Here is a 22,332-nt window from a genome sequence, read left to right as displayed (position 1 = left end):
GCTCTTGAATACTTCAATTTACTTAGCTCCATTACAAAGCTTTACAACTTTACCTTATTGTTTAGCATTTGAAAACGTCGTAGGCGGGGTTGACAAATATTTTATGCCATTCTACAGGACAGATAAAGATGGTACGTTTTCCTTCGAAAAATATTTATTTTATCGGCCACCATTCCATATTGTTCCTCAGGTGTTAACAAACAGTGCAGGAGAATTGATTTTGTTTGCCAACAATATGCAAGAGAGAGGATTTGAGGAGATAAACCTTAACCTGGGATGTCCTTTCCCTATGGTTGTTAACCGAAAGTTAGGTTCCGGTTTGTTGCCATTTCCCAACAGGTTGGACACGATGCTTTCCGTTTTTTTTAATGAAAATATACCGGTGAAACTTTCCGTAAAGCTGCGGTTAGGGTTAAAGGACAAAGAGGATATTTATAGGGTTATGAATGTGTTGAACCAATATCCATTAGAGGAAATAATTATACATCCACGTTTGGGCATTCAACAATATAGTGGAAAACCGGATTGGGATATTTTTGCGGAATGTAGCAAACAACATAGGTTAGTTGGAAATGGTGATATCGTTTCGTTGGATGGACTGGAGGTATTAAAGCAGCGGTTTCGGAATGTGGATGCATGGATGATCGGTAGAGGTTTGTTGATGAACCCATGTATGTTAAAACCGCAGTTGGATTGGAAAGAGACTATCCTGAAACTACATGATTGCTTTCTGAATAAGTTAAAAGAATTCGGCTTGTCGGAACATCAAATGCTAAACCAATTAAAATGTTTCTGGGAATACCCTTCGCAATATTTAGAAGGGGGCCGGCGTGTGTTTCGGAAGTTAAAGAAGACAGGAAGCTTAGAAGATTATGAGGTTTTAAAGAAAAAGTTATTGGGGCTATATTAACGCCTTGGGTGTCTGCGACAACCAGGGGTTGGCTGGGTTGTCCCTGTGGCCCTTTAGAGTAGGGCACCTCAAGGCGTTTTTATGAAATTACCAATAAATACCGTAAATTACTAGGTGTATAAACTTAACCGTCATAAGATGTCCAGCCAAACAATCAAATTACTTCCTGGTAAATACTATCATATCTACAATAGGGGTATAAATAGTTGTAATGTATTCACTGATTCAGGCGATTATGAAAGGTTTTTATTTCTGTATGAAAAATATATTTATCCAATTGCTAATTCTTATGCATGGGTTTTGATGCCCAATCACGTTCATTTTCTGGTAAAGATCAAAGAAAACCTAGTTTACAAATACACTATCGAAGAAATAAAGTTATTTGAAAAAGAAGATGTGGATTGGGAATTAAAAAAATGGGAAACGATTACGTGTAATAATGATATTGATGGTTCTAAACTAAAAGTGCCAAATCCCTCAAACCACTTAGCACATTTGTTTAGTTCCTATTCAAAATATTTTAATGCTAAATATGAGCGACACGGAGCTTTGTTTGAGTATAAGTTTAAAAGGAATCCTATTAATAACGTTTTTTATTTAAAACAGGTTTTACTTTATATTCATAATAATCCTGTGCATCATGGTTTTTGTGAGGACGCGATTGAATATCCCTGGAGTTCGTACCTTACCTGTCTTTCTGATAAAGAAACTAAAATCTTGCGAGTGGATGTGCTTAAATGGTTTGACAATAAGGGCTATTTTAAAGCAGAACATTATCGGAGTCCAATGGATAGAAGTATCGAATATTGGTTGGGGATTTAGTATGTGTGTTTTTTTGTTTCAACGCCTTGGTGTCTGCGACGACCAAGGGTTGGCTAGTCGAGGTTATGGACCCTTGAGCGTGCGAGCACCTCAAGGCGTCAGGTTAAACCCAACTGCCACGTAATTATCCAAACTCATACAAACCTCCTTTGAGAATTCAATTCCACAGCGAATCAGATAATCCCACTCTTTTTCGTTCAAATCACTTAAGTCGTTTTTCAAAATGTTTCTTTCCAGAATGCCGTGGATTATCCCGGCGTTAAAATTATCGCCGGCACCAATTGTGCTAACGGGTTGTAGGTGAGGGACGGGGTAGTGTTTTTGAATTTTTAAGGACTGCATAAACACACCTTGCGCATTTGCCGTGTACACCAAATTGTCGCATTGTTTTTGAATGTTGAAAAAAGCCTGTTCCGACGATGATGCTTTATAAATGTTCTCAAAATCTTCGTTACTGCCCCTTACAATGCCTGCAAATGCAAAATTCTCCTTGATGTATTGAAGATACTGCTCCTTAGTAGTATCATGTTTTTTCCGAAAGTTGGGATCGTACAATATGATACAATCACGCTTATTGGCATGTTCTGCTATGTTGTGGATCTGTTTTCTTATTGCCGGCGAAATTGCATAGGAGGAACCAAAGAGAAGAATATCATCTTTTTGAAAATTAGGGGATAAGTCCGATAATCGCTCCTGCGGATAGTTTTTGTAGAAATCGTATTCCGCATCGTTATTTTTATCCAAAAAAGCCAGGGCTAAGGCGCTCTGGCCGTTGTCATATCTTTGAATGTAATCCGTGTGAATGTTGTTGTCCTGCAGGAACTGAATGATAATATCGCCCACTTGGTCATTTCCCAGTTCCGAGATAAAATAACATTCGTGTCCCATTCTGGCCAATGAAACCAAGGCGTTTAAGACGGAACCACCTGCTTTGGCCGATATGGGTTGCCCATCTTTAAATATGACATCCAACACCGTTTCTCCTAAACCAAAAACTCTGCGCATTATTTTTGTGTCAAGTATCAAGTATCAGGTATCAAGAAAACTTTTCTGATACCTGATGCTAACATTTATAATCTTGTTTACTTCACCAATTTGGAGATCGCCTTGAAAGAATCGCTTCCTGCAAAACGGCATAATTCAAAAAGTAGCGATTCGTAGCTAGTTACGGTAACACCTTCCTGAAGCATGCGGTTAATGGCGATGCTCTTGTTTTTCGGGTTTCTTGAACCCACACAATCTTCAACGATAACCGGTTGGAATCCTCTTTCTTTTAGGTCGATAGCGGTTTGCAGCAGACAGATATGCGCTTCTATCCCAAAAAGGATTACGTAGCGTTTGTGGCTTCCTTCTTCCATTTTATGCATAAAAGGGGCATCGTCGCAACAGCTAAAAGCTGTTTTTTCAAATGAAGGGCATCCTTCTACTTTTTCTTTAATGCCTGCAATGGTTTCTCCCAGGCCTTTTTTATATTGCTCGGTGACCATCATTGGAATCTCCAGGGTTTTTAACCCTTCAACTAATATTTCAGTATTCTTTTTTAGTTGTTCGTGCTCGTGAATATGCGGAAACAAACGTTCCTGAATATCTACACAAATAGCAATCGTGTCTTCTTTTCGAATTCTCATGGTTATAATTTTAAAATTTTATTCATCTTCAAGTGCCAACAATTCGGTGGCATCATATCTTGAGGTTAATCTTATATCGTATTTCCCGGAGAGGTGTTTAAAGGCATCCAAAGCAATTTCGCCCCGGTTATTATCTTCTGAAATATGAGATAAAAATACGGTTTTTAAATTTTCAGCGGCGTGATTTTCTACCAATTCAACTGCTTGTATATTGGACAAATGGCCATATTCGCCTGCAACCCTTTGTTTTAAAAAAGCGGGATATTTTCCTGCGGCCAGCATATCTTCATCGTAATTCGATTCCAAGAATAGGAAATCGCATTTGTTTAGATGGGACTTTACGTTGTCGCATGCTTCGCCAATATCCGTAAATACACCGATGTTGTGTCTTCCAACTTGCACCCTAAAACTGCAGGGTTCGGCGGCATCATGATTCTTTAAAAAAGAATGAATGGTAAACTCGCCGATTCTGATGCTGTCGCCTGGGGTAAAGGTTTCAATATGTGGAGGACGCATGGTGTAGTAACTGCGGTTGAGGGTCTGCTCCGAGATATAAAAAGGGATTTCTAATTTCTTGCTTAATATCTTGGCTCCCCGATAGTGGTCTTGGTGCTCGTGCGTTATAAAACCGGCTTTTATCTTAGTCGGGTTGATACCTCTGGATTTCATCCGTTCAATAATCTTACGCCGGCTTATCCCGGCATCTATAATTATTGCTTCCTTCTTGTTGCCAATATAATAGCAGTTCCCGTTGCTTCCCGAAGCTAACGCACAAACTTCAATCATTCTTATTACGATTAGTAAGTAGTAAACTATATAAAATATGTTCTTAAATCTTTCGCTCCCGCATATTTGCTCAGCAGGTCACCGGTTTCCAGCAAGGCTTCGTTCATTTCAATCATACCGTCAAAACCAATAAATATAAAGAGTATGTTTTGTGTTTTTTCAGTGATCATGGTTCTGGTAGAATCGCTGGTAGGTGTTCCAAAAGCTCCTTCATCATCTCTGAATACGGGTAACAGTTCAATGTTCACCGTTCCTCGACCGATACCCTCGTATGGCTCACTGTTTTGCCCTATTCCCAATGAAATATCTCCGGAAATCAATTGGGTATCATATCCACAGATTGAAAAACCGGTTTTAACGGATATAAAGTTCAGCACATCCACCACGTTGGATATCCGGTATAATTCTTTGCCATTGGCTATCCTGCGCATAAGCGACTCGGCTGCAGGACGGTAGCGGTTAGGGTCTTTTCCCAGTGCTCTATACGCATCTTTCGTAGCCTTTACCGTGCCTGTTTGTCGTATGGTTTCCGGAGTAAGGGCAACCTGAATGTTTTCCAATTGTTTGTTTATCCAATTGGTTTGCTCTTTGGAACTGGGTTTTACATCCACGCATGCTTCAATGCAGGCCAGTTTTATTTGTGGCAGTATATTTTTAATTTCAGGTTCTATGCTAATTAATGGCATCCATTCAATTTTTTATTCGAAGCACAAAGTTAATATTTAACTTGCATTATTCCTCAAATTTAACTGAGATGAATGTAAATGCCGGTCACCCTTTGGTCGCCATGCACCTATGCGGAAGCTTTGAGCGCAAGCGTATGCCTTGTCGCAGGTGAAACCCGCAATAGCCAAACCCATTTTTTGGGAGTAAAAATGTGATACTTCATCGCTACCGGAGATATTGGTAATTGTATTGTATTTTCAAGGTTAAACGTCATAACTATTTCATATAGATTTCCTGTTTTATCGTTTTTTTTGTTTCTTTCGATTTATATTAAAAGGATCTTTCTCCCATTTTTTAATGTATTAATTTATAGCAATATGAGTGAGTCGGTAATACCAGGTGATTTAAGATGTGTAATATTTGATATGGATGGTGTTTTATACGATTCCATGAAAAATCATGAAATAGCATGGGCGGGATGTTTTAAAACTGTGGGAATTGATTTTCCGGCGTATGAGGCCTACATGCATGAGGGTAGCCCGGGACATGAGACTATAGGTTATGTATTTAAACAATACCTCAATAGAGAAGCCTCGGAGGAAGAAAAGGAGCGCGTGTATAACGAAAAAATACGGATAATGGGTCAGCTTCCTAAGGCCGAGATAATGCCCGCAATGAACGATCTTGTTAATTTCTTAAGAAAAAAAGGGATTGCAGTATGGGTTGTGACAGGCTCAAAACAACCTACGTTACTGGATAGGCTCACCGATGATTTCGGGATGGATCCGAATCAAATTATTACTGCCAACGATGTTCAGAAGGGTAAGCCTGATCCGGAGCCTTATAGGAAAGCGGTTGATCGCTCCGGTTTTACCGCAGAACAATGTTTGGTAGTGGAAAATGCTCCGTTGGGCGTTCGGTCGTCAAAGGCAGCCGGGGTTGCTACTATCGGTGTTAATACCGGGGTATTGGAGGAAAAAGTGCTGGCGGATGTGGGAGCCGATATAGTTTTGCCAGACACTAAAAGCTTGTGTGCCTACATGCTGGAGTATTTTACGAATAAATAGTAGCTATCAGGTTGCGGTGCCCACCATAATTCCGGAACTCGCAGAAATATATGCCCTGCCAGGTTCCCAGGTTCAATCGGCCATCTGTTATGGGAATGTTCAGGGAGCAGCCTGTTATGCTCGATTTTACGTGGGATGGCATATCGTCGCTACCTTCTAAAGTATGGGTGTATTCCGGCCGGTTTTCAGGAATCAGAATGTTCATAATGGATTCGAGATCAATACGAACCGAAGGGTCGGCATTTTCATTGATGGTTAGACCTGCCGAAGTGTGTTGTAGGAACAAATTGAGCAGGCCCTTTTCCGGTAGGTCCAGATGAGATTCTATGAAGCTCGTTATCAGATGAAATCCTCTTCTGAACTCGGGCAAACGTAATTGTTTTTGTTGAATCATAAGATTTAATTTTCAAAGCTAAATGTAGCAATTATTGCAAGATGTTGAAATGCTTCATGGCAAATTCCATGGCGTAATCTTCAATTTCATTACACGCTTCTCGATATGAAATCAATTTCTCCTGGTCGGAGCCTTCCGCCAGGCCAGGGTTTTGAAATGGGTGACAGATAATTTCACCCGGTTCGTGGGTAAGTATCACATCCTCGGGAGACGAACTGTCGGCAATAATAACGTATTCAAAGATCTCGTGGCGGTAATCGGATAGGTTGGCCGATTTATTTTTGTTGATATCGATAACGGATTCCATCATGGCCTTTTGTGCCAACATATGAATGGGTTCAATATTGCCTCCGGCACTGATAACCTCGGCTTTCCCTTTTAAATAATAATTCAACCAACCCTGAAGCATTTGCGAACGGGCTGCGTTTTTTTCGGTGTATACGAGTATTTTTTTCATGGTTTTTATATGAGACGCATTAGATAATGAACATAAATATACAATAGAATATTTTAAGAATCCGAATCAAGTATTGAAAAATTGGTAACCTACACATTCACACTATCTAAACCGTGATCGGGCATTAAATAATAAAAGGTAAGCCAACTATTTTGTTAACGATTAACCATAAACTTTGTCAGCTCTCCTTGGAAAAACTTTCGAATGATATCGCTTACCACAATGCTCATTTCTTCCCTTGTTTCCAAGGTTGCAGTCCCTACGTGGGGTGTGGCCACCACATTATCAAAAGCCAATAGTTCTTTAGGAATATTGGGTTCGTTTTCGAAAACGTCAAGCCCGGCACCTGCAATTTCTTTGTTTTGTAAGGCGGCAATTAATTCATTCTCGTTTATAACGCTTCCCCTTGCCGTATTAATAATATAAGCACTTCTTTTCATGATTTTAAACTCGGCTTCACCCACTAAATGTTTGGTTTCCGGGGTTAACGGTGTATGTAACGAAACCACATCCGAAGTCCTTAAAACCTCTTCAAGTGAAACCATGCCGGCAGAATATCTATTTTCAATTTCTGTACTCAAACGTGTGCGATTGTGATAGATAATGTTCATCCCGAATGCCAGTGCTCTCCGGGCTACAGCTTGTCCTATCGAACCCATGCCTATAATTCCGAGTGTTTTCCCGGTTAAAGTAGTGCCCAGGTTTTTCATAACGCCTACACTAACTCCTTCCCGGGTTCTCAACCGGTTGTTCAAACAGCCTATTTTACGGGCAACGGCAATCATCAAACCCATGGCCAGTTCGGCAGTAGGTTCGGTAACGGGATCCGGGGTATTGGTCACCGTAATGCCTTTACCGGTTACAAAAGGGATGTCTATATTGTCATATCCTACACCAAAGTTGGCAATCAGCTTAAGCTTTGCAGCCCTGCTTATATCTCCGTTAGATAACTTGTGGCCAAAGACGGAAACAATGGCCTCCGCAGTTTCAATATGTCTGTCTACTTCCAGATCGCTGATTTTATCATCCTCCGGAAAAATTACATCAAACTCATCTCTTAGGGTGTCAAATCCGCAGGTTGGGATTTTATAGGTGACCAGAACCTTTTTCTTCATGGCTGTAAGTGTAATAAAACAGTAAATCTATCGTTTTTCTTAGTAATTCGAAAGGATATTTGTTGCAGTTGCGTACTTTTGTCATTCGAATTTGAAAAAACTGGGACTCTTTTAATCTGTATACATGCTTAAAAAGCTATTTGTTTTATCTCTTTATATGGTTTGTGCTTATGGTTTAACGGCGCAACAAAATATTGAAATTGCTGGCGTAGTTAAAGCGGCTGACGGAGAACCGCTCGATTTGGTCAATGTATCTGTAAAGGGAAACCCCGGAGGTTCTATCAGTAACGCTATGGGTAAGTTCCGAATCAGGTTAAAAAGTGAGTTCCCTGTTGTTTTAATATTTAGCAGAATTGGCTATCGGGTACATGAGCTTTCTTTAAACAACCCATCCGAACTTAAGAATCTGGTTGTAATCATGTCGGGCAAAACCGAATCAATAGAGACGGTTGATGTAAAAGCCAAACGCGAAAGGGACCAGAACTTTACAGCTATTGACTCCAAATTGTCCGCCAACCTGCCTGATGCAACCGGAGGAAGTATCGAGGCTTTGGTGAAAACACAGATGGGGGTTAGTTCAAACAACGAATTAAGTTCGCAATACAGGGTTCGCGGAGGTAACTTTGACGAGAACCTGGTTTACGTAAACGATATAGAAATATATCGGCCTTTCCTGATTCGTTCCGGACAGCAGGAGGGATTGAGCTTTGTTAACCCGGAACTGGTATCGGACATTCAGTTTTCGGCCGGAGGATTCGATGCCCGATATGGAGATAAGATGTCATCGGTGCTGGATATTAAATACAAGCGGCCAACAGAATTTGCCGGGAGTGCTTCGGCGAGTCTTCTCGGAGGTAATGTGCATTTTGAAGGAGCGAATAATAGCGGAAAGTTTACGCATATAACAGGGATACGTTATAAAACCAATAAATACTTGTTAGGCAGCACCGATGTTTCGGGCGATTACAAACCTTCGTTTTTTGATGCACAAACATATCTTACCTACAGGTTTACGGAAAAGTGGCGCCTGGGTTTTTTGGGTAACGTGTCCAGAAATAGGTACGACTTTGAACCCGTGGACAGGGAAACATCTTTTGGCACTATAAACGAAGCGAAGGTGTTGAAGATATATTTTGAAGGACAGGAGGAAGACGACTTTATAACCGGATTTGCAGCCGGAACGTTGGATTTTTCGCCCAATAGTAACCATAATTTTAAGTTTTTGGTTTCGGGATACAGAACCTCAGAGGATGAACGTTTTGATATTCTGGGACAGTATTGGTTGCAGGAACTGGAAGATGAAGAACAACAAGTGTCCGATGCCGATAGAATAGCCTCTGGAATTGGCGTGGGCTCATATCTGGAGCATGCCCGCAACTATCTGTATGGGGTAATTACCAATGTGGCTTTACGAGGTAACCACCGCATCAATGCGAACCGTCTCGAATGGGAAGTGAAATATCAGCACGAAAGGTTTTCCGATATCATTAACGAATGGGAGCTGAGGGATTCCGCGGATTTTAATATTCCCCTCAACCCCGACAAACTGGAGATGATTTACGCCTACAATTCGGAGCACGATATCTCGTCGAACCGTTTTACGGCTTTTGTGCAGGAGAACAGGACTTTTGAACTTGGGAAGAGTAAAATGGATTTGTCCGTGGGTGTTCGGGCCAATTATTGGGACTTTAATGAGGAACTGCTCATAAGCCCAAGGGTTGGTATCATTATAAAACCCAGTTGGGAGAAAGATTATAGCTTTAAGTTTTCCACCGGAGTATATTATCAATCGCCATTTTATAAGGAGTACCGATCACAAGGGGGTGGGATAAACTACGATATCAAAGCACAGCAGTCCATCCATTTTGTTACCGGTTTCGATCATTATTTTACCAGGGGCGATCGGCAGTTTAAATTTTCGACCGAGCTGTATTACAAGAAGATGAAAAACCTGATCCCATACCAGATCGATAATGTAAGGATACGGTATTCCGCCAGGAACAATGCGGAGGGATATGCGACCGGTATCGACATGAAAATTAACGGTGAGTTTGTGAAGGGGGTAGAGTCGTGGGCCACGCTTTCGCTCATGAGTACGGAGGAGGATTTAGAGGATGATGTTTACGAGAATACTTCAGGTGAAACGATATATCCGGGGTATATCCCGCGCCCTTCAGACCAGCGCTTAAACTTTAGCCTGATGTTCCAGGATTACTTCAGGGATAATCCTTCCTTTAAGGTGAACCTTAATTTTTTATACGGAACGGGATTGCCCTTTGGACCGCCCCGATCTGAAAGATATCTAGCTACCAACAGGATGCCCTCGTACCGAAGAGTAGATATCGGTTTTTCTAAAGAAATTACCGGAACCCAGCTGAATCCAAACAAAACAACCGGAACCTTTAAAAACCTGTGGATTGGGTTGGAAATATTTAACCTGTTCAATATCAACAACACCATTTCTTACTTTTGGGTAACCGATGTGAATAATCGTCAGTATGCAGTTCCCAACTACTTGACTTCAAGGAGGCTAAATTTAAAGATTGTTACAAGATTTTAGACCTGATGATAAGGTTTCTAACATCGGAATAATGGATTGCGATATTTAATGTAAACTGATATATCTCACGGATGCAATTCTTGCAATTTATTATCTTTAGGCTGCGATTTGGTTGAATATAAAAATAAATTCATATGGTTGATGTTCAGATGACCCAGCAGGAATATATTGAAAGAGAAGATAAGTTTGGCGCACATAATTACCATCCGCTTCCGGTGGTATTGGATAGGGGAGAAGGGATTTTTGTGTGGGATACCGATGGAAAAAAATACTACGATTTTCTGTCGGCATATTCGGCGGTAAACCAGGGGCACTGTCACCCTAAAATAATAAAGGCTTTAACGGATCAAGCGGCAAAATTAACTTTAACTTCCAGGGCTTTTTATAACAGTGTGTTGGGCGAGTTTGAAGAATATATCACCGATTATTTTGGTTACGAAAAAGTGTTGCCCATGAATACGGGTGCCGAGGCTGTTGAAACAGCCATTAAGCTTTGCCGGAAATGGGCTTACGATAAAAAAGGAATTGAGGAGAACAAAGCTAAGATGATAGTTTGTGAAGGCAACTTCCATGGAAGAACGGTGACGATCATTTCCATGTCAACCGATCCTGATTCGTACAAAGGATTTGGACCATACACACCTGGTTTCGAAGTGGTTCCGTATAATGATGTGCAAGCACTTGAAAAAGCGTTGAAGGATACTAATGTGGCCGGATTCCTGGTTGAACCTATTCAGGGAGAAGCAGGTGTTTATGTGCCGGAGGAGGGATATTTGAAGAAGGCATACGAGCTTTGTAAGGCCAACAATGTATTATTTGTCGCTGATGAGGTGCAAACAGGAATTGCCCGAACAGGTAGAATGTTAGCTTGCGATTACGAAGATGTTCGGCCTGATGTGTTGATTCTAGGCAAAGCGGTTTCCGGTGGTGTATTCCCTGTGTCGGCCGTATTAGCCGATGACGATATTATGCTTTGCATCAAGCCCGGTGAACACGGTTCTACCTATGGAGGAAACCCATTAGGGTGTAAGGTGGCCATTGCTGCATTGCAAGTGATCAAGGACGAAAAACTAGCAGAGAACTCAACCCGTCTGGGAGAGATATTCCGAGAGGAACTACGAAATATAGGTTCCGAAATGATTGAGCTGGTGCGAGGTAAGGGCTTATTAAATGCGGTAGTTATCAAGCCTCTTAACGGAAGAACAGCCTGGGACGTTTGTGTGGCCATGAAGGAAAATGGTTTGATCGCCAAGCCAACGCACGGACATATCATTCGTTTTGCCCCTCCTTTGGTCATTTCCGAAACAGAGCTGCAGGAAGCGTTAGAGATCATTAAAAAGACTTTTGCTCAGTTTGAGTCATAAACGTTGATCGTTAATCGAATTGGTATTTAGTTGAAGTCTATCGAAATTTTTGCGATTCATGCATTGCTCATGATATTGGACAATGCTTTTTTATTTTGGTATTTTTAAAATGCTTATATTTAGTTAGTTTTTAAACTTCACGTCATGGAAAAAGCACTGGAACTCCTACATAACCGATTTCGAAAAATTGAAGAACGTAACTTCGACCTTAATAGCTGGAAAAAAGGAACAATTGCCGTTTTAGATTCTGTTCTGGGACCGGAGAACCTGAAAAGAAAACTTATTGAAGATATTGAATTTGAAAACAATAGCTGGTCATTGCGTGATACTACCGGAGATGTTGATTCCATAAAAAAAACATGTGCCGATGTATTGGAAACCATTATTCTGGAAATTGAAACCTTTGGCCTGGCCGAAAAAATAGAGCAAAAGAAAGAGGTTGACACAGGAGAGGTTAAAATCATTGAAGAGGCCATTCGCAAAGAGTTGAGTCAATCGCAATTGGAAGACCTTCTTGAATTAATCCAGCAAAAAGATGTTGCCTATGTGGATGTGGTGGATAAATTTAAGCGCTATGGTTATGAAGTGGCGCCAAGGATATTGGCGAGCTTAGTTATGTTGCCCGATTTTAAAAAGAGTTTGTAGAGTTGGATTTATTCACAGAGTGAATAGCTGCTTGTCGCACATATTCACCTTGTGAGTAAAACTAGTGGCTCAGATAATCCAAAATCCCAAACATGGCCTTTTTGTTCTCAGCAAAAAAGGCCTTTTCGTTGATAATCTCTTCCGCCATTTGAATTTTCTTTTTCCCCTGAACCAGCTCCTGCCCGCAATTTTCAACCATACCGCTAATGGTTTTTTCCGTTTGTTCAAGGTGGAATTGCAGGCCAATGGCTTTGTTGCCAATCATAAAAGCCTGGCTGGCCACTTCATCCGTAGAAGCCAAATGTACGGCCTCAGTTGGCAAATCAAATGTGTCTCCATGCCAATGGAAGACGGTTGGTCTGGAACTTTCGAAATTAAACGGAGCAGATTCGCTTACGATGTTAATCGGGAACCAGCCAATTTCTTTCATAGGACCGGGATAGACGCTGGCGCCCGTGGAAGCAGCCATGAACTGGGAACCCAGGCAGATTCCCAATACGGCTTTGTCAGCTTCAATGGCCGACTTAATAAATTCAAGTTCTTCAGCCAGCCAAGGATATTTATCCGTATCATAAACACCCATAGGGCCTCCCATGATAATTAACATATCGAAACTGTTTAACGAAGGCAAAGCGTCGTTATTGAACTGTTTTGTGCAGGTTAACTGATGATTATTAGTTATGACCCATTCTTCAATATTTCCCAGTCCTTCAAAAGGTACATGTTGAATCCAGTGGATGTGCATTTAGATAATAGATTTTAGATAATAGATAAGAGACGGTAATGTAAAGATTCCAGCCTCTTCCTAAAATCAATTAACACCTTATGTAATGCATAACAAGATGCAAGTGTTTATAGCGTTCGTCTAACAAAAATTACATTTTTTCGGGAACATCAATACCTAGTAACCACATGGCATTCTTGATGGTTTTTCCTACTGTTTTGCACAATACCAAACGCATCATACGTTTATTTTCGTCCTCTTCGAATAAGATGGGACAATCGTGATAAAACTGGTTATACTCTTTGGCCAGATCGTAAACAAAATTAGCGATGATGGCAGGCGAAAAAGTTTTACCTGCTTCGGCAACTACATTAGGGAAATTGGCAATGGTTCTGATCAGGTTATTTTCCTTTTCGCCAATTTCGATGTTGGTTGGCGCTGTTTCTGCCACCTCAATGCCTTTCTCCGCTGCTTTACGGAAAATAGACTGAATTCGTGCGTGTGTATATTGAATAAAAGGACCTGTGTTGCCATTAAAGTCGATGGACTCTTCCGGGTTGAAAGTCATGTTTTTACGCGGATCCACTTTTAAGATAAAATACTTCAGCGCACCCAAGGCGATCATTTTGTAAACTTTTTCGGCTTCCTCCAGGGAATAACCATCCAGTTTTCCGAGCTCCTTCGACATTTCGCGAGCGGTCTTCACCATTTCGTCCACCAGGTCATCGGCATCTACCACGGTACCTTCCCTCGACTTCATTTTACCCTGCGGAAGTTCCACCATCCCATAGGAGAAATGAACCAGGTCTTTGCCCCATTTAAAACCCAGCTTGTCAAGTAGCAGGGCTAACACCTGAAAATGGTAATCCTGCTCGTTACCTACCACATACACCATCTTGTCTATGCCGAAATCATCAAAACGCAATTTGGCAGTACCAATATCCTGAGTCATGTACACCGAGGTTCCATCTTTACGCAACAATAGTTTTTGGTCCAGACCCTGGTCCGATAAATCGGCCCAAACACTGCCGTCCTCTCTTCGCTTGAACAAGCCTTTTTCAACACCCTGTAACACCATATCCCTGCCTTCGGTGTAGGTTTCCGATTCGTAATAAATCTTGTCAAAATCAACTCCCAGCTTTTTGTAAGTCACATCAAATCCGGTGTATACCCATTGGTTCATCATTTTCCAGTCGGCATAAACTTCAGGGTCTTTGGCTTCCCATTTCAAAAGCATCTCCCGGGCCTCAAGAATCAAAGGGGCATTGTTCTCGGCGTATTTGCTTAGTTCTTCACAGGCTTTAAACTGCTCGTTTTCTTCGTCGTTAAGTCCTTCCTTGGTTTTCTTTTTGTTTTTTAACGCAGCAAAAGTAGCCTTAAAATCTTCGGTGTCTTTGATGGCAGGGTATTCCGATATTTTTTCTTTGATGATGGTATTGATCTCAGCTTTATATTCTTTATCGAACTTTACATAGAAATCACCTACCAGGTGGTCGCCTTTTTTGCCCGCGCTTTCGGGAGTAACGCCTTCGCCCCATTTTTTCCAGGCCAACATCGATTTGCAGATATGTATACCCCTGTCGTTAACAATATTGGTTTTCACCACCTTGTTTCCGTTGGCTGCCGCAATTCTGGAAACAGAATAACCCAAGAGGTTATTTCTGATATGCCCCAGGTGCAATGGTTTGTTGGTGTTTGGCGATGAATACTCAATCATTGTTAATGGAGAGTTTTCATCGGCAGCCACATAACCATGTTTCTCTTTTCCGGCTATTTCGTTGATAAGGTTTAGCCAGTAATCAGTGGCCAACTCAATGTTTAAGAAACCCTTAACCACATTAAAGCTTGCAACGGTGGGGTCATTATTTTTAATATATTCTCCAATATCCTTTGCGGTATCTTCAGGTGACTTTTTCGAAACTTTTAATAAGGGGAAAACCACAATGGTAAAATCTCCCGTTAAATCTTTACGGGTAATTTGTACCTGTGCCTGGTTTTCATTTATTTCTTGATTGTATAACTCTTTTACGGCGGCAATTAATTTGCCTTTTAGCTGCATTTCAATATTCATAACTGCTTTAAAATTCTTAAGAAAGTGCAAAGATAAAAAAGTTATGGTTTTATTTTTGTCCACGGACAACACGAATTTTCCCGCAAGGATTTATTGGCATCAATTGGCGTAAAACAGGCAGTAATCCTTATAGCTTAAAACAGTTGCTTGAATGATATGGTGTTTAGTAATCCGAATTGAGGGTTAAGATGATTGTTTACCCCCTTAGGATGGTAATTTATATGGCTATATTCCCTGAATTACCTATCTGGCAACGGACAGGCACTCCGGGTTTATGCAGTTTTGCGAATGCGTGCTCAAGTTTGGATTAATCAAAATTGGCCTTCTTTTGGAAGTATGAAAGCCCATTAATTCGAGTCCCCCTCGGCCAGCTCAAACTGGATATCAATTAAATACTCGCTATTGATATTTTCACCGTTGTAGGTTGCCGGAATCCATTCCCAATGGAGGGGCATGGTTTTGGCCACTCGCATGACTTCCTTATCCAATAAGGGATGCAATTTTTCTTGGATAAAGAGACTGGTTATCTGGCCTTTATTGTTGACCCGGATGGCGAGAATAATTTTGCCCTTGATGTTTTTGTCCTTGGCCTCATCGCTGTACACAATATTGTTGACCATAAACAAATAGGGAATAAGAGGGCTTCCCAGAAACAATACCGGTGTTTCCATGTATTCTTCCGGGGTTTGCTTGTTGGCAATTTTAATTACTTTTTGGGAGTTGTAATCGTACTCAAATTCAAAATGGCCGTCCAGGGAAAAGTACACCCATCGCCCGAATTTATTATTGTTTTTAAACGCTCCCCGTTCAATCACAAAGTTTTTGTATTTCTTTAGGTACCTTCCTTCTTTAATAGATGTGTCTGAGCGCAATGCCAGATATTCCTCTGAAAAAGGACCGTTTGATTTGCGGATTGTTTGTAAGCCTTGTGCGTTGGAACAAAAAGCATATGCAACAAATAATATATAAATTAATGCTTGTTTCAAGTTGTGTTGGTTATTTGTTTGCGATAAAACTACTTAAACCCGCAATATGCATTAGAAATTCTATTACCCATTGAAATTACTTTAAAACAAGACACTTCGTTGCATCACTTCAACTCACCAGAACGATGCTCCCGAAAGTAATCGGGACAAGTGATGCTTCGTTTTAGTAATGCTTTGTTTTATTGTACTTGCAATGCTCATGACGAACCCCCAATTCATAAACCGGATTAAACGCTTATGCCTAGTCAGGCAATATAGTATTTATTTTCTGCTCTTCCATAAAATCGGTATTATATATTCTGGTTAAAGGGAGTGAATGAGCGGTAATGCAATGACCCATATTAATATATTTATGAGGTACCTTTGCTGAAATAAAAATTAGAGAAGCCCGGGGCAAGATGAAAGATCAAGATGATTTTTCCTTTGCTGTTTTCCTGTCCTGGGCAATAGCAGCTCGGTTTACAAATAAAAATCTAAAAAAGGGTTTCTGCCCTATTTTAGATTTTTATTTAGGTAATCGCTCATCATCTGATACAAGTGCATACGTGTGTTTCCACCAAAAATACTGTGGTTTCGGTTCGGGTACACAAACATATCAAACTGTTTACCTGCCTGAACCAGTTGTTCCACGTACTCCAGCGTATTCTGGTAATGCACATTGTCGTCGGCCGTGCCATGAATCAGGAATAATCTGCCTGTCAGGTTTTCGGCCATGTTGATCGGCGAATTGTTGTCATATCCCTTGGCGTTTTCCTGCGGGCGGCGCATATATCTTTCCGTATAAACCGAGTCGTAGTAGCGCCAATTGGTTACCGGGGCAACCGCAATGCCTACCTTGAAAACGCCATTCCCTTTACTCAGGCAGCTCGAACTCATAAATCCGCCATAACTCCATCCCCAGATGGCCATCCTATTCGCATCGCAATAATCCAACGAACCCAAATACTTGGCCGCCTCAATCTGATCGTCCGATTCTAATTGGCCCAGTTTCATGTACGTACACTTTCTGAATTGCTCCCCACGGGCACCCGTTCCTCTCGGATCGACACAGGCTACCACATAACCTTCGGCGGCCAGGTATTGCTCCCAGCCAATACCCCATTTGTCCAACACCTTTTGAGAATTCGGGCCACTGTATTGGGTCATCAGCACAGGATATTTTTTGCTGGCATCAAAGTTTAACGGTTTTACCATCCAGCCGTTTAGCTCAATTCCTTCGGAAGTTGTAAACGAGAAAAATTCCTTGGGTGAAATCTCGTATTCATCCATTTTCTTTGCGAATTCGGCATTGTCCTCCAATGTTCTGATCAGCTTGCCGCTTTGATCGTGCAGGGTTATTTTTTGGGGGGTACTGGTACTGGAATAATAGTTGATAAAATATTTATAATTGCTGCTAAAAACGGCAGTATTGGTGCCTTCTTTTTGCGAAAGCTTATATTTCTTTTTGCCATCCAGCGATACAGAATAAACTTCCCTTTGTGTAGGTGATTTTTCGGCAGCCTTGTAATACACCATTTTCTTTTTGGCATCGTACCCGTAGTATTCCATTACGTCCCATTCCCCTTTGGTCAGCTGACGGATTTTCATACCTGCCATGGTGTACAGGTGTATATGGTTGTAACCGTCCAGCTCCCCCACATAAATAAAATGTTTGCCATTGCTCAGGAAAGTCAGGTTATCCAGGACATCCTCCGCAATGTAATATTCGTTTCGGTGTGTGAATATGTTCTTTGTTAGGGTACTGGCCGTATTGGCAATCAGCAAGTCGAACTGGTTTTGCAAGCGGTTCAACTTTAAAATAGCCAACTTACCATCTTCATGTGTCCATCGGATACGAGGAAGATAAAACTCATCCTTGTCCTGAATCTTCATGGTTTTGGTGGTGCGGTTTTTTATATGAAAAACATTTACGCTCACCTCGGAGTTGGTTTCGCCTGCCTTGGGATATTTAAACTTATACTCGCCCGGGTACAACGCGTTAGCCTCATATGTGGGGTGACTACCTTTGTAAAGCGGGAAGGCAAACTCTTTTACCTTTGACTCGTCAAAACGGACAAAGGCCAGTTCCATACTGTTGGGCGACCATTCCAGGGCTTTGTTGTATCCGAATTCTTCTTCGTAAACCCAATCGGGTATTCCGTTAATGATTTTATTAAACTCACCATCCTCCGTAATCCGGGCTGTGGTTCCGAATTTTAACTTGTTAATGTAGATGTCGTTATCTTTTACATAAGCTACCATTTCGCCGTTGGGCGAGAAGGAGGCTACCTGCTCTTTCCCTTCTTCCGATAGTGCTTTGATTTCCTTGCGCTTGATGTCGTACACATAAAAATCGGCCTTAAACGAATGACGGTAAACCGCTTTTCGGTTCACATAAACCAGTATCTTGGTCTCGTCGTTGTTCAGCTCGTAACTTTGAATATAGTGAATAGGACAATCTTCTATCTTTTCCAGGTCCATGATGATACCTACTTGCTTTCCGGTAGCATAGGCATATTTAACAATCTGTGTGGCTTTGTTTTCCAAGATGGTATAATGTATACCATCATTCATTGATTTCAAGCCGCTAACCGACTTGGCGTGGAAAGTATGGCTTTTATTTAAATCCTCTAGTGATACTGTTTTCTTTTGGGCTAGAACGGTTAAAGGCAGCAAGATGCCAATCATTAATAGAATCCTGTTCATTGTTATAATTGCTTTGTTGATTATATATTTTAATTGTTGAGCAAAACTAACAAAAACAAGGCCTAAATCAAACTCTCTGTTAGTTCCCCACCTTTTGAAATATGGATTACCTATCTATTTTAAATTTTTAGTAATGATGAACACTTGAATAGTATAAAAAAAAGTAATTTTAATTGGCATCAGACTTTATTTAAATGCCAATTCGACGAACAAAACCTAAACATTACTTAAGCATAGCAATGTAAGATTTTTTAAACCGGGATTACCTCGATACGCTTATGGCTGTTGATATTAAGGAATTTTTGAAATTCCCAATGACAGATCTCGTTTTATCTATGGTCTAGTGCTAAAGGAACACCTAGAGGATAAACGATAGAACTTCTTATTAAATCAATCCCACACATTGTACTAGAAGATAAATTACTTATTAAAGTAATATTTTGAGTGAGCTATCGGGCTGTACTCTGCGGTACAAACAAAACAATTAACTGAATTCGATGTTAGGTTAAAGTGTACTGGATGACTTTAAGGTCATTTCATAAAAGGAAAATGATATGCCAATATTTATGGATCGCCACGATGTATCTGAATCGGTTACTGCCGAAATTGTTGCACAACTTCACCAGGAAGATCTAAAAATTCAGCACAGATATGATTGTCGGGGATTAACATATTGGTTTGATGATATCAGGAAAACAGCTTTTTGTTTGGTGGAAGCACCCGATAGAGATGCCATTAATCAGATGCATGCAGATGCACATGGTGAAGTGCCTCATCAAATCATTGAAGTAGATGCTGCTATTGTTGAATCGTTTTTAGGCAGAATTGAAGATCCGGCAAAAGCTCAGGATACAAAATTAAATATCATTAACGACCCGGCCTTCAGAACAATAATGATGGTGACAATTGAGAATCACTCTTTTAAAATATCCGATCCTTTTTCTGCTTTTTCAAATGTGCAGCAATATTACAAACAGATACTTTCAATTCTGAATACCTTTAATGGAAATATTGTTCGGCAAAACAAGGAGGGTTTTCTGATTTCATTTCGAACAGTACAGGAAGCAGTTTTATGTGCTTTAAAGATTCATGAAAATTATAGGAGTTCTAGAACCCAATATCAAATCGATTTTACAGAATTACATATCGGATTGCATGCCGGTATTCCTGTAACCAATAAAAAATCAATTTTTGAAGATACTATTAAACTGGCTCAAAGAATGTGTTTTGTTTCCATTGCTGCGGTTGTTATCTCAACTGAAGTACAGCAATTGTTTGAGAGCGAAAATATTGGTGAAGATGTTAACGGAACTCAATTTCATGTGCTAACACCGAGGGAAGAAAAATTCCTCACCAGTTTAATGGAGTTTACTGAAAAAGAGTGGCAAAATCCTGAATTAAAAGTAGAAGATTTCGAGATAAATATTGGAATCAGCAAATCAAAACTTTACCGGGAAATGATTCGGTTAACAGGGAAATCACCAAATGTCTTTTTACTACATTTCAGGTTAAGAAAATCGTTGCGTCTATTACAAAAACAAAAAGGAAATGTATCTGAGGTAGCTTACAATTCGGGATTTAACAGCCCTTCCTATTATACTAAATGTTTCCGTAAAAAATACAGGATAATGCCTTCCGAATTGGTGCAGCTTTAACTTGTTGTTTCTTTCTTCTTTCTTTCTTCTTGTAATATTTCTTTGAACCAAAATTGCTTGCATTAGAACTAATTGTGGTAATAGATGACGTTTTCTTGTCATAGTTTTGTATACATATTTCAACAAAATGCGAGAGAGTGAATATTAGTTCTAAAGAACATAGGCATGTAATTCAATACTTTAAATTTATAAATTATGATAAATTCCGTAAGAGATGTGCAAAAAGACACCCAAGATGAGTTTGCATCAAAAATAAGGGGAAAATTAGTTTTTCCGGAATGTGCAGAATATGAAGAATCCAGAAAAGTATATAACGGAATGATCGACAAAAAGCCGGGGCTCATTGTAAAATGTGTTGATGTTGCCGATGTAATTGCCTCGGTCGACTTTGGAAGAAATAATAATCTGTTAACAGCTGTGCGCGGAGGAGGCCACAATGCTGGCGGATTAGGTATTTGCAATGATGGATTGGTCATTGACCTATCGGGAATCAAATTTATCCGGGTAGATACTTCGGATAATACGGTTCGTGTTGGTGGAGGTAATATTTGGGGAGAAGTGGACCATGCAACCCATCCGTTTGGATTGGCTGTTCCAGCCGGAATAATTTCAACCACTGGCGTTGGGGGTTTAACATTAGGCGGTGGTGTTGGTCATCTGTCACGAAAGTACGGTTTAACCATTGATAACCTGCTTGAAGCTGATATGGTTTTAGCCGATGGGAGTTTTGTTACTGTAAATAAAAATCAGAATAAGGAACTTTTCTGGGCGATTAGGGGAGGGGGTGGAAATTTTGGTATTGTTACTTCCTTTAAATTTCAGGCTCATCCGGTTACCACAGTTTATGGCGGTCCAACACTATGGCCGATTGAACAGACAGAAGAAATAATGGAATGGTACCATGATTTTATTCATGATGCACCGGATGAACTAAATGGATTTATCACAACTTTAAACATCCCCGGCCCGCCATTCCCCCCGGCATTACATCACAAAAAGTTTATTGGTATTGTTTGGTGTTATTCAGGCAATGTTAAAAACGGCCCTGAAATTTTAAGACCTGCAATGGATCTGAACCCTATATTTGAACATGTGGGAGAAATGCCTTATCCCGCTGTGCAAACTTTATTCGACGGACTCTTTCCTCCCGGAATGCAATGGTATTGGAAAGCAGATTTTTACACGGATATACCACCAGAAGCGGCAACTGCTCATAAGAAATTTGGATCCGAAATACCCACACCTCTGTCGCAAATGCACCTGTACCCGATAAGTGGCGCCGCAGGCCGGGTAGGTAAAAATGATACTCCCTGGGCCTATCGCGATGCAAAATATGCAGGTGTCATTGTCGGAGTTGACCCGAACCCCGCAAATAAAGATAAATTAACGAATTGGACTAAAGCTTATTGGGACGCACTTCATCCCTATTCATCTGGAGGAACATATTTAAACTTTATTATGGATGAAGGACAGGAACGCATCAAAGCCAGTTTCAAGGACAATTACCATAGGTTGACAAAGATTAAACACAGGTACGACCCAGCTAACTTCTTCAGCACGAACCAAAATATCGTACCTGCCGAATGATCTCTTGTCATTATATGAATAAAATAAGATCCTGTTGTTTTATATGGTTGCAGCAATAACGGAATAAAATGCCATGTATATTTTAAAGTAGAAATTAAAATTTCATAAGAAGACATCGTTGTAAAAATGGAAACACCTGTGCTGAGGGGTTTGGGATGGTTCCAACGATGATGGAGCGCCGTGCTGGTGTGGAAGTGAAACAACGAAGTG

General features: G+C 40.6%; 19 protein-coding genes. 8 read left to right on the top strand and 11 right to left on the bottom strand.

The genetic code is table 11. The annotated features are described in order from the left end of the window. Nucleotides 1-103 precede the first annotated feature (103 nt). Both ACRD64_RS01980 and ACRD64_RS01975 read left to right on the top strand, forming a co-directional pair. Nucleotides 104-910 (top strand): tRNA-dihydrouridine synthase, encoded by an 807-nt coding sequence (locus ACRD64_RS01980; RefSeq protein ID WP_430931475.1) that lies wholly within the window; start codon nucleotides 104-106, stop codon nucleotides 908-910. A gap of 138 nt (nucleotides 911-1,048) precedes the next feature. Next, a complete protein-coding gene (locus tag ACRD64_RS01975; RefSeq protein WP_430931474.1) occupies nucleotides 1,049-1,732 on the top strand; it encodes a transposase in 684 nt (227 codons plus the stop codon). A 90-nt stretch (nucleotides 1,733-1,822) separates the two neighbouring features. Here ACRD64_RS01975 and ACRD64_RS01970 read toward each other — a convergent pair whose 3' ends face one another. The 4 genes from ACRD64_RS01970 to ACRD64_RS01955 all read right to left on the bottom strand — a co-directional run bounded on the left by ACRD64_RS01970 (nucleotide 1,823) and on the right by ACRD64_RS01955 (nucleotide 4,832). Continuing rightward, on the bottom strand, nucleotides 1,823-2,737 hold the full coding sequence (locus tag ACRD64_RS01970) for a PfkB family carbohydrate kinase (RefSeq protein WP_430931473.1): 915 nt from the start codon (nucleotides 2,735-2,737) through the stop codon (nucleotides 1,823-1,825). A gap of 77 nt (nucleotides 2,738-2,814) precedes the next feature. Then, nucleotides 2,815-3,360 (bottom strand): hydrolase, encoded by a 546-nt coding sequence (locus ACRD64_RS01965; RefSeq protein ID WP_430931472.1) that lies wholly within the window; start codon nucleotides 3,358-3,360, stop codon nucleotides 2,815-2,817. An 18-nt stretch (nucleotides 3,361-3,378) separates the two neighbouring features. Next, nucleotides 3,379-4,146: an MBL fold metallo-hydrolase gene (locus ACRD64_RS01960; RefSeq protein ID WP_430931471.1), complete on the bottom strand. Its 768-nt coding sequence runs from the start codon at nucleotides 4,144-4,146 to the stop codon at nucleotides 3,379-3,381. A 26-nt stretch (nucleotides 4,147-4,172) separates the two neighbouring features. After that, nucleotides 4,173-4,832 carry a B3/B4 domain-containing protein gene (locus ACRD64_RS01955; RefSeq protein ID WP_430931470.1) on the bottom strand — a complete coding sequence of 220 codons (660 nt, stop codon included), beginning with the start codon at nucleotides 4,830-4,832 and terminating at the stop codon, nucleotides 4,173-4,175. A 357-nt stretch (nucleotides 4,833-5,189) separates the two neighbouring features. Here ACRD64_RS01955 and ACRD64_RS01950 point away from each other — a divergent pair, with 357 nt between their 5' ends. Beyond that, nucleotides 5,190-5,879 carry an HAD family hydrolase gene (locus tag ACRD64_RS01950; protein ID WP_430931469.1) on the top strand — a complete coding sequence of 230 codons (690 nt, stop codon included), beginning with the start codon at nucleotides 5,190-5,192 and terminating at the stop codon, nucleotides 5,877-5,879. Here the strand turns inward: ACRD64_RS01950 and ACRD64_RS01945 are convergent. The 3 genes from ACRD64_RS01945 to ACRD64_RS01935 all read right to left on the bottom strand — a co-directional run bounded on the left by ACRD64_RS01945 (nucleotide 5,866) and on the right by ACRD64_RS01935 (nucleotide 7,845). Further along, nucleotides 5,866-6,273, bottom strand: a complete 408-nt coding sequence (locus tag ACRD64_RS01945; protein ID WP_430931468.1) for a secondary thiamine-phosphate synthase enzyme YjbQ — start codon at nucleotides 6,271-6,273, stop codon at nucleotides 5,866-5,868. The two genes, ACRD64_RS01950 and ACRD64_RS01945, sit on opposite strands and share 14 nt — an antisense overlap. A gap of 31 nt (nucleotides 6,274-6,304) precedes the next feature. Continuing rightward, complete coding sequence (locus ACRD64_RS01940; RefSeq protein ID WP_430931467.1) at nucleotides 6,305-6,730, bottom strand: hypothetical protein; 426 nt, start codon at nucleotides 6,728-6,730, stop codon at nucleotides 6,305-6,307. 155 nt (nucleotides 6,731-6,885) lie between these two features. After that, nucleotides 6,886-7,845, bottom strand: a complete 960-nt coding sequence (locus tag ACRD64_RS01935; protein WP_430931466.1) for an NAD(P)-dependent oxidoreductase — start codon at nucleotides 7,843-7,845, stop codon at nucleotides 6,886-6,888. 124 nt (nucleotides 7,846-7,969) lie between these two features. Between ACRD64_RS01935 and ACRD64_RS01930 the strand changes: the two genes are divergently transcribed. The 3 genes from ACRD64_RS01930 to ACRD64_RS01920 all read left to right on the top strand — a co-directional run bounded on the left by ACRD64_RS01930 (nucleotide 7,970) and on the right by ACRD64_RS01920 (nucleotide 12,414). Next, nucleotides 7,970-10,405, top strand: a complete 2,436-nt coding sequence (locus ACRD64_RS01930; protein ID WP_430931465.1) for a TonB-dependent receptor — start codon at nucleotides 7,970-7,972, stop codon at nucleotides 10,403-10,405. Nucleotides 10,406-10,539: 134 nt separating this feature from the next. After that, on the top strand, nucleotides 10,540-11,769 hold the full coding sequence (gene rocD, locus ACRD64_RS01925) for an ornithine--oxo-acid transaminase (RefSeq protein WP_430931464.1): 1,230 nt from the start codon (nucleotides 10,540-10,542) through the stop codon (nucleotides 11,767-11,769). 144 nt (nucleotides 11,770-11,913) lie between these two features. Then, nucleotides 11,914-12,414: a hypothetical protein gene (locus tag ACRD64_RS01920; RefSeq protein ID WP_430931463.1), complete on the top strand. Its 501-nt coding sequence runs from the start codon at nucleotides 11,914-11,916 to the stop codon at nucleotides 12,412-12,414. Between the two features lie 61 nt (nucleotides 12,415-12,475). Here ACRD64_RS01920 and ACRD64_RS01915 read toward each other — a convergent pair whose 3' ends face one another. The 4 genes from ACRD64_RS01915 to ACRD64_RS01900 all read right to left on the bottom strand — a co-directional run bounded on the left by ACRD64_RS01915 (nucleotide 12,476) and on the right by ACRD64_RS01900 (nucleotide 18,880). After that, a complete protein-coding gene (locus tag ACRD64_RS01915; RefSeq protein ID WP_430931462.1) occupies nucleotides 12,476-13,159 on the bottom strand; it encodes a type 1 glutamine amidotransferase in 684 nt (227 codons plus the stop codon). Between the two features lie 130 nt (nucleotides 13,160-13,289). Next, on the bottom strand, nucleotides 13,290-15,209 hold the full coding sequence (gene argS / locus ACRD64_RS01910) for an arginine--tRNA ligase (RefSeq protein ID WP_430931461.1): 1,920 nt from the start codon (nucleotides 15,207-15,209) through the stop codon (nucleotides 13,290-13,292). A 347-nt stretch (nucleotides 15,210-15,556) separates the two neighbouring features. Next, the gene (locus tag ACRD64_RS01905) at nucleotides 15,557-16,195 is read right to left on the bottom strand and encodes an energy transducer TonB (RefSeq protein WP_430931460.1); all 639 of its coding nucleotides are present in this window, start codon (nucleotides 16,193-16,195) and stop codon (nucleotides 15,557-15,559) included. Nucleotides 16,196-16,687: 492 nt separating this feature from the next. Then, nucleotides 16,688-18,880, bottom strand: a complete 2,193-nt coding sequence (locus ACRD64_RS01900) for a S9 family peptidase (RefSeq protein WP_430931459.1) — start codon at nucleotides 18,878-18,880, stop codon at nucleotides 16,688-16,690. 554 nt (nucleotides 18,881-19,434) lie between these two features. Between ACRD64_RS01900 and ACRD64_RS01895 the strand changes: the two genes are divergently transcribed. Beyond that, a complete protein-coding gene (locus ACRD64_RS01895) occupies nucleotides 19,435-20,535 on the top strand; it encodes a nickel-binding protein (RefSeq protein WP_430931458.1) in 1,101 nt (366 codons plus the stop codon). Between the two features lie 195 nt (nucleotides 20,536-20,730). Further along, nucleotides 20,731-22,122: an FAD-binding oxidoreductase gene (locus tag ACRD64_RS01890; RefSeq protein WP_430931457.1), complete on the top strand. Its 1,392-nt coding sequence runs from the start codon at nucleotides 20,731-20,733 to the stop codon at nucleotides 22,120-22,122. Nucleotides 22,123-22,332: the final 210 nt, after the last annotated feature.

The sequence above is a fragment of the Saccharicrinis sp. 156 genome (assembly GCF_050589685.1).
Classification (GTDB): Bacteria; Bacteroidota; Bacteroidia; order Bacteroidales; family Marinilabiliaceae; genus Saccharicrinis.
This window is presented reverse-complemented; position numbering and strand designations above follow the sequence as displayed.